Raw genomic sequence first — 12,673 nt, forward strand, 5'->3', positions numbered from 1 at the left:
CGCAATGGAGCAGCTGATGACCTTCCTCGACCGCTTCTCGCCCGCCGGCGCGCACACGGCCACCGCCGTACCGCGCCCCGAGTACCCACGCCCGCAGATGACCCGCGACCGTTGGCTGAACCTCAACGGCACCTGGCAGTTCGAGATCGACTCGGGCGACTCCGGGCTCGAGCGCGGCCTCGTCGAGCGCCCGCTCCACAGCGAGATCGTCGTCCCGTTCGCGCCCGAGTCGCAGCTCTCCGGCATCGAGAACACCGACTTCCTCGAGGCGGTCTGGTACCGCCGCGAGGTCACCGTCCCCGCGGAGTGGGCCGCCGTCGGCGACGACCCGCACGTGCTGCTGCACTTCGGCGCGGTCGACCACGACACGACGGTGTGGGTCGAGGGCCTCGAGGTCGTGCGGCACCGCGGCGGGTTCACCCCGTTCACGGCCGACCTGCACGGCATCGCGCGCCCCGGGGACACGGTCACCGTCGTCGTACGGGCGCGGGACACCCGCCACGGGCCGCAGGCCCGGGGCAAGCAGAGCAACCGCTACGCGAACTTCGAGTGCAACTACACCCGCACGACGGGCATCTGGCAGACCGTGTGGCTGGAGCCGGTGCCTGCCGCGCACCTGCGCCGGCCGCGGATCACGCCGGACCTGGCGAGCTCGGCTTTCGACGTCGTGGTGCCGCTGTCCGCGAACCGGCGCGGCCACACGGTGACGGTCACCGTGTCGGACGCCGACGGCGAGGTCGCGACCGCCACCGCGCGCGCCGACCTCGACCTCGCGCCCGCGCTGCGCGCCGTCGTCCCCGCGGACCGCGTGCGCACCTGGGGGCCGGGCGACCCGAACCTGTACGGCGTCGACATCGAGCTGCGCGACGCGGACGGCGCCGTCGTCGACTCCGTGCGCTCGTACGCGGGCCTGCGCTCCGTCTCCATCGACGGGCAGGCGGTGCGGATCAACGGCGAGACCGTGTTCCAGCGGCTCGTGCTCGACCAGGGCTACTGGCCCGAGTCGCTCATGACCGCGCCGTCGGACGCCGCGCTCGCGCGCGACATCGAGCTCGGCCTCGCGGCCGGCTTCAACGGCGCCCGGCTGCACCAGAAGGTCTTCGAGGAGCGGTACCTGTTCCACGCGGACCGGCTCGGCTACCTCGTGTGGGGCGAGTTCGGCGACTGGGGCGCCGGCGGGTACGGCACGTCCGCCGACGGCCAGCGGCCCACGACGTCGTTCGTCGCCGAGTGGATGGAGGCGCTGCAGCGCGACCACTCGCACCCGTCGATCATCGGCTGGTGCCCGCTCAACGAGACGCACCAGGACCTGCACGACCGCATCACGCAGCTCGACGACGTCACCCGGGCGATGTGGCTCGCCACCAAGGTGGCCGATCCCTCCCGGCCGGTGCTGGACGCCAGCGGCTACTCGCATCGCGTCCTCGAGACCGACGTCTGGGACTCGCACCTGTACGAGCAGGATCCGGCGAGGTTCGCGGAGCACGTGGGCGGCCTCGCCGAAGGGCGGCCCTACGAGAACGCGCGCGACAACGGCACGAAGATGTCGGTGCCGTACCGCGGCCAGCCGTACTTCGTCAGTGAGTACGGCGGCGTCTGGTGGAACCCGGACGTGGCGGCGACGGCGTCGGGCAGCTCGCCCGACTCGTGGGGCTACGGCCAGCGGGTTGCGGACGAGGAGGAGTTCCACGCCCGGTTCCGCGGGCTCACGGAGGCGCTGCTCGGGGACCCGCGCATGTTCGCCTACTGCTACACGCAGCTCACCGACGTGTTCCAGGAGGAGAACGGGATCTACCGGTTCGACCGCAGCGAGAAGCTCGACGTCGCACGCGTGCGGGAGGTCCAGGTCCAGGTCGCGGCTGTGGAGGCGGCCGAGAACGCGGAGGCGACAGCCAGCTAGATGTCTCTGGCCGGGTACCGGGTCTTGTAGGTCTCTTTAGTCTTTTTCACCGTATATCACCCCGTCCACAGGGGCGCTTGGGGGGTGCACAATAGGCCGGTGACGTACCGGTTCCTCAAGCTCATCCTCTCGCTGCTCGTGCTCGTGCTTCTGCGTCCGCGCGTCACTGGCCTGCAGAACATCCCGAAGCGCGGCGCCGTCATCCTGGCGAGCAACCACCTGTCGTTCATCGACTCGCTGCTCATCCCGATCATGGCGCCGCGCCACGTCGCGTTCCTGGCCAAGGCGGAGTACTGGACCGGCAAGGGGATCAAGGGGCGCATCTCCCGCTGGTTCTTCACGAAGATGGGCGACATCCCGGTACAGCGGGACGACCCGCGCGCCGGGCAGCGCTCCCTCGAGGACGCGCTCGCCGTGCTGCAGCGCGGCGGTGCGTTCGGGATCTACCCCGAGGGCACCCGCTCGCGCGACGGCAAGCTGCACAAGGGGCACACCGGCGTCGCTTGGCTGGCGCTGACCGGCAAGGCGCCCGTCGTCCCCGTGGCGCTGCTCGGGACGGACAAGGTGAAGCCGATCGGCAAGATGCCGCGGTTCGCCCGGGTCGAGCTGCACTTCGGCGCGCCGATCGACCCGTCCCGCCAGATCGCGGCCGGCACCAAGCCCGCCCAGGCCCGCCGCGAGCTGACGGAACAGGTCATGCAGTCCATCCAGGCCATGAGCGGCCAGGAGCGCGCGGACTGACGCCAGCACCTTTGGTTGTGAGCGCGATCGTTGCGCCTAAGACGGGCACGTAGTCGCAACGGTCACGCCCACAACCAATGGTGCGGTTAGAGGCGGGTGATCCGGATGGCGTCCGCTATGACGTAGGCCGTGCCCTGGGTCCAGCGGCTGACCGCCACGACCGTGCGGGTTCCCGCCGTCATCGCGTACGTGCCGAGCGAGAGCCAGGCGCCGCCGCCCGTCGACTGGTCGACGCGGATCGTCGACGAGCCGGTGCCGGTATAGACGATGAACGGCGTGGACGTGTTGTAGCCGTCGATGCCTGGGAACCACGCCTCGACCCGGTACGAGCCGTCGGACGGGATCGCCGCCGAGAAGGTCGCCAGGTCGCTCACCTCGGCCGGCGTCGCGTAACGGTAGCTGGCGCCGTAGCGCTCCGCCGAGAAGGACGACGTCAGCCACGACGCGCCCGCCGCGAAGCCCGAGGACGTGTTGTCGACGATGACCGACCAGCTCGTGCCCGCCAAGGCCGCGGCCACCTCGGAGCGGAGCTGCGGCAGCATCGAGTAGAGGACGTCGCCCGGGCAGGCCGTCGCCGTGTAGTCGCGGTGGCCGTAGATCTGGGTCGGCGCGATCCCGTACTGGTCACAGATGTAGGCGCACAGCTCGACCAGCCGGCTCCAGAGCTGCGCGGGCGGCGTTGCGCTCGTGTAGGTGCCCTGGTTCTCGATCCCGATGGCCTGGCTGTTCTGGCCGGGAGCGTGCGCGCCCACGACCATGCCGCTGCCGTTCTGCAGGCGGGACAGCGAGCCGTGCCGGCCCTCCATGACGTACCCGCCGCGGCTCACCGTGAGGTGCTGGCCGGTGTCCACCCAGCCGTTCGCGAAGTGCCACTGCTGGATGTCGCGCGCGATCTGGTACCCGGCGGCCTGCGAGTAGTCCGTGACGTTCGCCGACGCCGTGTGGTGGATCAGGATCTTGTTCGGGTTGGTCGAGACCGTGTCGATGGTGCCCCGGGCGGCCTCGGCGCCCCAGGTGTTGCAGCTCGCGATGGTCGGCGCGGCGACCGCGACGCCGGCCAGCGCACCCGGGGGCGCGTCGGCCGGCGCCTCGGGGTCGGGCGCCAGGGACGGCGGGGCGTCCGCGGTCCGGACGTCCGCCGTCCGGGCACCCGCGGCTCGCGCGGGAACCACTGCGGCGGGGGTCGCTGCGGCGGCCGCGGGGGCCGCTATCGTCGCGCCCGCGGCACCGATGCCGAGGACGACGGCGCCGCGCAGCAGGTCGCGCCGCCCGAGGGAGCTGCTGTCGTGACCGTGGTCATGGTGACTGTGGTCGTCGTGACTGTGGTCGGTGGAGCTAGGGACGTGTTCGTGCACGGTATGCCTCCACGGTTCGGTCGCGCTGGTACGGGCCGATTTCATCCGTAGTATCGGCCGACCGCGCATGCCGCCGGTACATCACATCCGGGGTATACCCCGGACGCGATCCCCCAGACGTCGGACGCCCAGGTCACCGTCAGTGACCTGGGCGTGCGACGTGCGAGCGCGTCGAGGGTCAGGACTCGATGGTCTGGTGGCCCTTCGACGAGCCCTGCTCGATCGTCGTGTCGGCTTCGTGCGCCACCTCGATCTTGCGCGGCTTCGCCTCCTCGCTGACCGGGATCGTCAGCGACAGGACACCATCGGTGTACGAGGCCGAGATGTTGTCGAGTGCGAGCCCGCGACCCATGGTGAGCTGCCGTGCGAACGTGCCCGTGGGCCGCTCGCGGACCAGCCACTGCGCGTCGTCGCCCGAACGCTGCGTGCGCTCGCACCGGACCGTGAGCGTCCGGTCCTCGACCGACACGTCGATAGTGCCCGGGTCCACGCCTGGCAGGTCCATGGACAGCACGTAGTGGTCACCCGTGCGGAACAGGTCAATCGGCATACCGCCGGACTGCCGCGCACTGGTCACCAACGAGCTGAGCATCCGGTCCATCTCCCGGAACGGATCCCAATAGGTAGCCATCGCGCATCACCTCCTCGACGATGCGACCCTGGCCTCTCCAGGGCCGCCGCGCGTGACGGCGGCCCGACCGCCGTCCGGCTACACGATCATTTTCGCGCTCCGCGTCGCTGAGTTCCAGTCCCTCGGACATGCCGAAAGTCAATGTATAGAGCGCTGGCTAGGCCGCGGCGCGGCCCGTCAGGCCCACCCGCTCCAGCAGGTCCAGGGCCGGGCGGTGCTTGTTGAACGTGTACACGTGCACGCCGGGCGCGCCGGCGTCGAGCACCTCTCGCGCGAGCGTCGCGGAATACCCGATGCCGTGCTCGTGCTGTGCCTCGGGGTCGACGCCGCCGTCGGGCGCGGTGAACCCGTCGAGCTTCCGCAGGAGGTCCGCGGGCGCGGCCACGCCCGTCAGCTCCTCGACGCGGCGCAGCCGGCGGGCCTCCGTCGCGGGCAGGACGCCGGCCACGATCGGGATGGTCACGCCCGCCGCACGGGCCGCCTCGACGAACCCCGTGTAGGACTCCGCGCGGTAGAAGAACTGGGTGATCGCGAAGCTCGCGCCGGCCTCCTGCTTCTCCAGGAGCCGCCGCACCTCCTGGTCGCGCGTGGTGCCGGCGCCCGGGTTGCCGTCCGGGAACGTCGCGACGGCGATGGTGAGCGGACGGGTCGCCGCCCGCAGGGCGGCGCTGGCGTCGGCTGCGACGCGGCGCTGGTCCACCTGCGTGAGCAGGCGGACCAGGTCGACGCTGGAGCGCACGCCGTCGGACGGCGGACACCAGTCCGGCTCGTCGCGCGGCGGGTCCCCGCGCAGTGCGAGGAACGACCGCACGCCGGCCTCGAGGAACTCGTCGATCACCTCGGACACGTCCTCGCGGGACGCGCCCACGCAGGTCAGGTGGGCCACCGGCAGCACGGGCGTGCCGCGCAGCAGCGTGGCGAGCACCTCTCGCGACGTCGCGCGGTCACCCCCGGCGGCGCCGTAGGTGACCGACACGAAGTCGGGTTGGGCCGCCACCAGCCGCTGCGCCGTCTCCCAGAAGTTGGGCGCGACGTCGGGCCGACGCGGCGGCATCAGCTCGAACGACACTGTGGGGCGCTGCGGGTATGCCTCGACGACCATGGTTGCTCCATCGGACCTGGCGTTAGCACCTTACGTCCACGCGCCACGTCTACGAGGCGGGAAGTCGGCAGGTTGCTGCGGTGTCACGGAGCCAGGACTCTCGACCGCTCTGGATGGGATCGCCACCATGTTAAGCGATTGTCCAGCACTGGGACAGATTCTGTCCGGTCGCCGAGACGGCCCGTTCCATCGCCCGCCGCGTACCCGCCGCGCCTACTTCACCGACCCCGCCACCAGGCCGCCCACCAGCCGCTTCTCGATGGCCATGAACAGGATCACGACGGGCACGATCGCCACGACGGACACCCCGAACACGTAGTGCCACGACGTCTCGTACTGGCCCACGAACTTCGTCAGCGCCACGGACAGCGGCTGGTTGCCCGCCGTCGACAGCAGCACCAGCGAGGCCGCGAACTCGTTCCAGGACGCGACGAACGTGAACACGACAGCCGTCACGATGCCGGGCCACACGAGCGGCAGGTTGATCTTGGTCAGGACGGCGAACGTGCCGGCGCCGTCGAGCTGCGCCGCCTCGTCGACCTCCTTCGGGATGCCCGCGAAGAAGCTGTGCATGATCCAGACCGCGAACGAGAGGTTGAACGCGGCGTTGACCAGGATCATCGCCGCCCAGGTATCGAGGATCCCCCACGCGATGAACTGCCGGAACAGGCCCGACGTCAGCACGGCGGGCTGCACCATCTGGGTCACGATCACGAGGAACAGGAAGACCAGCCGGCCCGGGAACCGGAACCGCGCCGTGTAGTAGGAGGCGGGCAGCGCCACGGCGAGCACGAGCAGCGTCGCGCAGACCGAGATCACCAGGGTGGAGATCAGGTTCTGCAGCAGCGGCGTCTCGGGCGTCGACCACATCGTGAGGTAGTTGTCCCAGTGCCACTCCGAGGGGAAGTAGGTGGGATCGACCGACCTGATCTCCGCCTTGGTCTTCACCGAGCCGAAGAACATGATCAGGTACGGCAGCAGGAACACCACCAGCACCACGAGCCCGGCGAACATGCGCAGCAGCAGGGCTCCGATCGGCACCTGGTCGGCGGTATACCTCCGCACCCGCCGCCCGTTGCCCGACGTCGGACTGGTCACCTTGCGCGGCGTCGTCGCCGCATCGGTGGTCACGGTCATCAGACCTCCTCCAGGGGGCGGACGGCCCGCACGTAGATAGCCACGATCCCGATGACGACCAGGAACGCGATGACGGACAGCGCGCTCGCCAGGTCGATCTGCCGCTGGTTCTGCATGTACTTGAAGATCATGGTCATGACGGTGTCGGCGTCGTACCCGGGGATGGACCCGGTCATGACGCGCAGGATCGGCAGCGAGTTGAACACGTTGATGATGTTGATCAGCACCGCCACGGAGATGGCGCCCCGCAGCTGCGGGAGCACCACGTTGAAGTACGTCCGCACACCGCTCGCACCGTCGATGCGCGCGGCCTCGACGGTCTCGCCGGGGACGGTCTGCAGTCCGGCCAGGATCGTGTAGGTCGTGAACGGCAGTGACACGAAGACGGCGACCACCATGGCCCACGCGAACGCGGTGCCGGCGTGCCGGGTCCAGCCGTAGCCCTCGGGCGTGTCGATCAGCCCGATGTCCACGAGGAATGAGTTGATGATGCCGAAGTACGGCTCCAGCCCGTAGTGCACCACCAGGGTGGTCATGACGACGCTCGCCGCCCACGGCACGATGACGGCCATGCGCACCAGGCGACGGCCCGGGAACGCCTTGTTCAGCAGTGCTGCGAGGGCGAGCGAACCGATCAGGGTGCAGCCGACGACGACCACCACCCACACGACGGTGCGCCCGAGGATCGGCCAGAAGTACTGGAATCCCACCACCGTCGCGAAGTTCGCTAGGCCCACACCCCCGTCGTCCACGCCGCTCTGGCTGATGTCGCGGGTCGAGTTCCAGAACATCAGGCCGACCGGGAACAGGACCACGGTCGCGATGAGCGCGACCGCGGGCCCGATCCACGGCAGGGCCTTCAAGAGGTCCTTCACGTGTCTTCCAATCAGCCCGCGTCGACCTGGGCCTGGATCTCGGCCAGGACGTCCTTGGCGGACTTGTTGCTGTCGAGCTCACCGAAGAGCGCCTTGAACGCGGAATCCGTGGCGGCCCAGTCGGGGTTGGTGGTCGGGTAGAACTGCGCGTCCGGCAGCGTCTCGAGGAACGGGGCGAGCGCCTCGTCGTCGGCGAGCTGCTCCGAGCCCGACAGGGTGGTGGGCAGGAAGCCCTCGGCCTTGACCCACGGGACGTAGACGTCGGCGGTGTAGAGGTAGTCGAAGAAGGAGGTGATGGCTTCCTTCTTGTCGTCGTCGTTCTTGAACGCCATCAGGTGGTCGGCGACGCCCAGGGTGAACGGCGAGCCGTCCTTGGTCGGGATCGGGTGGATCGAGTACTCGAGGTCCGGGTTGTCGGACTCGATCTGGCCCACGCTCGGCGGGAGACCGACCTGCATGCCGATCTTGCCCTGGACGAAGATGTCGAAGAGCGGGCTGCGGTCGGACGCACCGGCGTCCGCCTGCGTGGCGCCCTCGTCGATCATCTTCTTGATGAACTCGGCACCCTCGAGGTTCTCCGGGGTGTCGACGGTGATCTTCTCGGCGTCGCCGAAGGATCCGCCGCCGCCCCACAGCCACACGGCGGCCTCGGCCTGCGCCTCCTCGGAGCCGAGCGGCATGCCGTAACCGGACACGCCACCGCCGAGCTTCGAGACCTTCTTCGCCGAGTCGAGCAGCTCGTCCCAGGTGGTGGGGACCTCGGCGCCCGCCTCGTCCAGGAGCGCGTCGTTGACGAACAGCGCACGGGAGGACGCGATCCACGGCAGGCCGTAGGTGGTGTCACCCACCTTGGCGTTCTCCAGGAACGACGGCTGGAAGTCGGCGAAGGTCTCGTCGGATGTGACCTCGTCCGCCGGGTACAGCAGCTCGTCCTCGGCGAAGCCGGCGAAGGGGCCACCGTTGTAGATGTCGGGTGCTTCGCCGGCCTGGATCTTGGTGGCGATGACCGACTCGAGGTTGTCCCAGGACTCGACCTCCAGGTTGACCTTGATGTCGGGGTTTTCCTCCTCGAATCCCGCGATCACGTCGTTCCAGAGGCCCTGGGTGGCGTCGGAGTAGCTGGGGACGAGCAGGTCGAGCGTCGTTCCGTCGCCGCTCGCTTCCTCGCTGGACCCGCCGAAACCGCAAGCGGTCAGTCCGGTTGTCGCGGCCAGCGTGATCGCCATGATCCCGCCGAGCCTCTTGTACTGGGCCATTTCTGTCCCTCGCTCTCTTCGTGGTGTCGGTCACGTTTTCACTTGCAACAGTAATCTGTCAAGGGTTCTAACAAACCTGTGACATACGAGTGACACGATGGACCCGAAGGGCCCGCGAGGCCAGTGGAGAAGCCAAAAAGGAGGGCCGCAGCGCGTGGCTGCGACCCTCCTTCGGCATGCCTCCTGGCCGACGGCGGAGCCTCGTCCGAGGCGCCGCTCGCGGCTCTGCGCGAGGTCAGCAGCCGCAGCCGCCGGGCACTCCTTGCGGGATCGAGGTGACGTAGGCCGCGTAGCGGTCAGTCCCCTGGTAGGTGACGTTCCACCAGCCCTTTCGGGCGTGCACGACGGTCGAGATCAGCCCGTCCGAGATCTCGACGCGCCGTACGAACTCGCGCTTCGCCTTGTCGACGAACGGGCCGTCGGGGTCGAACGAGATGAGCGCCGTGCCCGATCGAATCGTCCGCCACGAGAGGGACTCGTCGTCCGCCACACGCAGTACGCGGACGGTGGCCGTGATCCGAGCCGGCTCGCCGTCCACGGCGTCCCTCGGCCGGATCGAGGCGTCGATCTTGGTCCATCGCTTGAACGAGATGCTCGAGCCCTTGTCCACGTCGATCTCGTGGTGGTTCACCTGGCCGTCGGCGCGCAGCACGTCCGCGGACACCTCGATCCCCGCCCAGTAGTAGCCGGGGGCGATGGTCCCGGGAAGGTACACGTGATCCCGTTCAACCCCGTCCGAGTTCACTCGGAAGGGGAACCGCCGGACGAAGGTGCTCCCCACCTTCCGGAGGGTGATCTGGCCCGTCATCGACTGCAGCTCGCCACCCTTCGTGTCCAGGCCGACGCTGTATCCGAATGCGACGTCCTGGAGATCCAGGAATCCCGGGTCGCCCTTGATGACGCCGCCCGAGGCGAACAGGCGGGCGGTGAGTGTGGTGCCGTCGCCCTGGTCGGATCCGACGATCGGGAGTGCCTGTACCGCCGGTGCGGTGACCAGGCCGCCGGCAAGAAGCGCCGTGGCGGTGGCGAGCGCCACCAGACCACGGCGGAAGAGGGAGGTGCGGGACGCGCTGGGCAGTGACATCGTGGTTTCCCCTGTTTGCTCGATGGCGCCTGTCCCAGCGGGCGTGGATCGCTCGCCGTCAGGCTTCACCAACCAGTACGGGCTTGAGTCAGGAAAGGTTGGGGTGAAGACGAAGGAGGGCCGCAGCGCGTGGCTGCGACCCTCCTTCGGCATGCCTCCTGGCCGACGGCGGAGCCTCGTCCGAGGTGCCGCCGCCGGCCCTGTGCGAGGTCAGCAGCCGCAGCCGCTCCCCATGCCCTGCCCGATCCAGGCCAGGGAGTCGGCGAAACGGGAGCTCCCCGGATAGGTGACCTTCCAGTACCCCTTGCGGGACTCCACGACGGTCGAGATCCGGCCGTCGGACCCGATCTTGAGGTCCCGCACGAACACCGGTCGGCTCGACCCGTACGGGCCGTCGGCGTCAAACGAGAGGACCGCCTCGCTCGAGCGGATCCGCAGCCACGAGAGGGTGTCGTCGTCGTCGATCCGCAGCACGCGCGCGGTGGCGTTGATCCGGGCCGAACGGCCGTCGGTCTCCTGCGTCGAGATGGTCCCGTCGGTCATGGTGAAGAGGCGGAACTGCACCCGCTGAGCCTCGTTCACTTCGATCAGGTGCCGCACCCGGGTCCCGTCGGCCTTGCGCACCACGGTGAACACCTCGACACCCACCCGGTAGGTGCCCGGGGCGATGGTCCCGGTGAAGTTGATGGCGCCCCGGCCGATCATGCCGGTGCTGGTGCGCTTCATCTCGATGGTGCGCTTGCGCACCGGCTCGCGGTCGATCTTCTGGAGCGTCAGCTCGACCTCCGCCCCCACCATGGTTCCGCCGGACGCCTTCAGGTCGACGCTGTACCCGAACCTGGCGGGAAACAGCTTCTGCTCGTCCACGTTGCCGTAGATCGTGGAGCCCGAGGCGTACATCGACGTGGTGACCGTCGTGCCACCACGGGTGTGGGTGTCGACGACCGGCAATGCAGCCTGCGCCGCCGGAGCGACGATCAGGCCGCCGGCCAGAAGCGCCGTGGCGGCGCCGAGCGCCACCAGTCCACGGCGGAAGAGGGAGGTGCGGGACGTGCTGGGCAGTGACATCGCGGTTTCCTGTCTGCTCGATGGCGCCTGTCCCAGCGGGCGGATATCGCTCGCCGTCAGGCTTCACCACCGAGTACGGACGGGAAGACCGGATCGTTGTGGGTGAAGACGCAGGAGGGCCGCAGCGCAGGGCTGCGGCCCTCCTTCGGCGTTTCTCGGGTCCGACGGCGGTGGCCCGCCGCCGCCGCCGGCCCGGTGCGGTCAGCAGCCGCAGCCCTCGTAGTCGCCCTGCGGTAGCCACATCATGCTGCCGGCAAACCGGTCGCTGCCCGCGTAGGTGAGCTTCCACCACCGGTCGTGCGCTGGAACGACCGTCGAGAACGTCCCGTCGGATCCGATGGTCAGCTCCCGCACGTAGACGTTCCTCTCCTCGTCGAGTACCGGGCCGTCCGGGTCGTACGAGAGGTGCACGGTGCCGCTGTGCAGCGTGCGCCACGAGAGGTCGCCGTCGTCGCCGATGCGAAACCCCCGCACCGTCCCGGTGATCCGCGAGGGCCGGCCGTCGGTCGCCGTGTGGTTCGAGATCGCTCCCTGAAGCTCCGTGGCACGCCGGATCGACACCGTCTTGACGTTGTTCACGTTGACCCGGTGCCAGTTCACCTGACCATCGGGACGCTGCACCCCCGCGGTGAACTCGATACCCACGCGGTAAAACCCCAGGTCGATGGTCCCAGGCAGGTCGACCGTCCTCGTCCGGTTACCACGTTCGTCCACCATGAGCGGGAACCGGCGCACATTCGTGGAACCGACCCGCTGCAGCGTGACCACGCCGTCGAACGACCGCAGCTTGCCGCCCGTCCAGCCCAGGTCGACGAGGTACCTGAACGAGGGAGGGTCCCAGAGGATGTCGTTGTCCACTGCGCCCGAGATCGTTGAGCCCTTGGCGTACATGCGGGTCGTGAAGGTGGTGCCGTCACGCTCGTCGGTGTCGACGAGCGGGATGGCCTGCGCCGCCGGAGCGGCGATCAGGCCGCCTGCCAGCAGCGTTGCGGCGGTGGCCAACGCCACCAGACCCCGGCGAAAGAGAGATCTGCGGGACGTGCTGTGCAGAGACATTGTGGCTCCTGTCTGTTCTGTGGCGCCTGTCCCGGCGAGCGCATGTCGCTCGCCGTCAGGCTTCACCACTGAGCACGGACGGGAAACACGAAACGTTGTACGTGAGGACGAAGGAGTTCAGCAGCCACAGCCGTGGTGGTCGCCTTGCGGGAGCCACTCCAAGCTGTCGACACGATGATGGCCAAGAAAGCGAGGGCGCCGGTCTGGTCGAGACCAGACGGGCGCCCTGCTTCGCTGTGCGCTTCTTACCGTTCGGTGGCACCGGTCATCGGCAGGCCGAACGACAGCCCGACGGCGACGATGCCGCCCACGAACAGGAACGGCGACGACGCGGACTCACCGATCGATCCGATGGCCAGCAACGCGAGCCCGCCCAGGAACAAGGCGAAGCACGCGATGAAGCGAACCAGCAGGGTCGCCGTGGGCTCCTGCTTCTGCCGACGGGCCACCTCGAAATCACTCATGGGG

At 69.1% G+C, this 12,673-nt stretch carries 12 protein-coding genes and 1 riboswitch; of the genes, 2 read left to right on the forward strand and 10 right to left on the reverse strand.

Going from position 1 to position 12,673, the window contains the following annotated elements:
* Positions 1–16: 16 nt before the first annotated feature.
* Both ACFT2C_RS00300 and ACFT2C_RS00305 read left to right on the forward strand, forming a co-directional pair.
* Positions 17–1,900 carry a glycoside hydrolase family 2 protein gene (locus ACFT2C_RS00300; RefSeq protein ID WP_377205007.1) on the forward strand — a complete coding sequence of 628 codons (1,884 nt, stop codon included), beginning with the start codon at positions 17–19 and terminating at the stop codon, positions 1,898–1,900.
* Between the two features lie 99 nt (positions 1,901–1,999).
* On the forward strand, positions 2,000–2,641 hold the full coding sequence (locus tag ACFT2C_RS00305) for a lysophospholipid acyltransferase family protein (RefSeq protein ID WP_377205008.1): 642 nt from the start codon (positions 2,000–2,002) through the stop codon (positions 2,639–2,641).
* Between the two features lie 86 nt (positions 2,642–2,727).
* Here ACFT2C_RS00305 and ACFT2C_RS00310 read toward each other — a convergent pair whose 3' ends face one another.
* From ACFT2C_RS00310 to ACFT2C_RS00355, 10 genes are all read right to left on the reverse strand, one after another.
* On the reverse strand, positions 2,728–3,996 hold the full coding sequence (locus ACFT2C_RS00310) for an N-acetylmuramoyl-L-alanine amidase (RefSeq protein ID WP_377205009.1): 1,269 nt from the start codon (positions 3,994–3,996) through the stop codon (positions 2,728–2,730).
* 178 nt (positions 3,997–4,174) lie between these two features.
* Positions 4,175–4,627 (reverse strand): Hsp20/alpha crystallin family protein, encoded by a 453-nt coding sequence (locus ACFT2C_RS00315; RefSeq protein WP_377205010.1) that lies wholly within the window; start codon positions 4,625–4,627, stop codon positions 4,175–4,177.
* Between the two features lie 157 nt (positions 4,628–4,784).
* Positions 4,785–5,729 carry a methylenetetrahydrofolate reductase gene (locus ACFT2C_RS00320; protein ID WP_377205011.1) on the reverse strand — a complete coding sequence of 315 codons (945 nt, stop codon included), beginning with the start codon at positions 5,727–5,729 and terminating at the stop codon, positions 4,785–4,787.
* Positions 5,730–5,733: 4 nt separating this feature from the next.
* A riboswitch (SAM riboswitch) is annotated at positions 5,734–5,849 on the reverse strand.
* A gap of 93 nt (positions 5,850–5,942) precedes the next feature.
* Complete coding sequence (locus ACFT2C_RS00325; RefSeq protein ID WP_377205012.1) at positions 5,943–6,866, reverse strand: carbohydrate ABC transporter permease; 924 nt, start codon at positions 6,864–6,866, stop codon at positions 5,943–5,945.
* A complete protein-coding gene (locus ACFT2C_RS00330; RefSeq protein WP_377205013.1) occupies positions 6,866–7,741 on the reverse strand; it encodes a carbohydrate ABC transporter permease in 876 nt (291 codons plus the stop codon). Before ACFT2C_RS00330 ends, ACFT2C_RS00325 begins: the two co-directional genes overlap by 1 nt.
* 11 nt (positions 7,742–7,752) lie before the next feature.
* Complete coding sequence (locus tag ACFT2C_RS00335; RefSeq protein WP_377205014.1) at positions 7,753–8,997, reverse strand: ABC transporter substrate-binding protein; 1,245 nt, start codon at positions 8,995–8,997, stop codon at positions 7,753–7,755.
* 235 nt (positions 8,998–9,232) lie between these two features.
* Positions 9,233–10,081, reverse strand: coding sequence for a hypothetical protein (locus tag ACFT2C_RS00340; protein ID WP_377205015.1), 849 nt, complete (start codon positions 10,079–10,081; stop codon positions 9,233–9,235).
* 210 nt (positions 10,082–10,291) lie between these two features.
* Positions 10,292–11,149, reverse strand: coding sequence for a hypothetical protein (locus ACFT2C_RS00345; protein WP_377205016.1), 858 nt, complete (start codon positions 11,147–11,149; stop codon positions 10,292–10,294).
* A 201-nt stretch (positions 11,150–11,350) separates the two neighbouring features.
* Positions 11,351–12,205 (reverse strand): hypothetical protein, encoded by an 855-nt coding sequence (locus ACFT2C_RS00350; RefSeq protein WP_377205017.1) that lies wholly within the window; start codon positions 12,203–12,205, stop codon positions 11,351–11,353.
* A gap of 245 nt (positions 12,206–12,450) precedes the next feature.
* Positions 12,451–12,669 carry a hypothetical protein gene (locus ACFT2C_RS00355; RefSeq protein WP_377205018.1) on the reverse strand — a complete coding sequence of 73 codons (219 nt, stop codon included), beginning with the start codon at positions 12,667–12,669 and terminating at the stop codon, positions 12,451–12,453.
* Positions 12,670–12,673 lie beyond the last annotated feature (4 nt).

The organism is Promicromonospora sp. NPDC057138, assembly GCF_042670845.1.
In the GTDB taxonomy this organism is placed as follows: domain Bacteria; phylum Actinomycetota; class Actinomycetes; order Actinomycetales; family Cellulomonadaceae; genus Promicromonospora.

Excerpts from the sequence above, each read along its gene's own strand:
- ACFT2C_RS00345 (WP_377205016.1), bottom strand. The coding sequence starts at position 11,149 with ATGTCACTGCCCAGCACGTCCCGCACCTCCCTCTTCCGCCGTGGACTG.
- ACFT2C_RS00320 (WP_377205011.1), bottom strand. The coding sequence starts at position 5,729 with ATGGTCGTCGAGGCATACCCGCAGCGCCCCACAGTGTCGTTCGAGCTG.
- ACFT2C_RS00325 (WP_377205012.1), bottom strand. The coding sequence starts at position 6,866 with ATGACCGTGACCACCGATGCGGCGACGACGCCGCGCAAGGTGACCAGT.
- ACFT2C_RS00350 (WP_377205017.1), bottom strand. The coding sequence starts at position 12,205 with ATGTCTCTGCACAGCACGTCCCGCAGATCTCTCTTTCGCCGGGGTCTG.
- ACFT2C_RS00335 (WP_377205014.1), bottom strand. The coding sequence starts at position 8,997 with ATGGCCCAGTACAAGAGGCTCGGCGGGATCATGGCGATCACGCTGGCC.
- ACFT2C_RS00300 (WP_377205007.1), top strand. The coding sequence starts at position 17 with ATGACCTTCCTCGACCGCTTCTCGCCCGCCGGCGCGCACACGGCCACC.
- ACFT2C_RS00355 (WP_377205018.1), bottom strand. The coding sequence starts at position 12,669 with ATGAGTGATTTCGAGGTGGCCCGTCGGCAGAAGCAGGAGCCCACGGCG.
- ACFT2C_RS00315 (WP_377205010.1), bottom strand. The coding sequence starts at position 4,627 with ATGGCTACCTATTGGGATCCGTTCCGGGAGATGGACCGGATGCTCAGC.
- ACFT2C_RS00340 (WP_377205015.1), bottom strand. The coding sequence starts at position 10,081 with ATGTCACTGCCCAGCGCGTCCCGCACCTCCCTCTTCCGCCGTGGTCTG.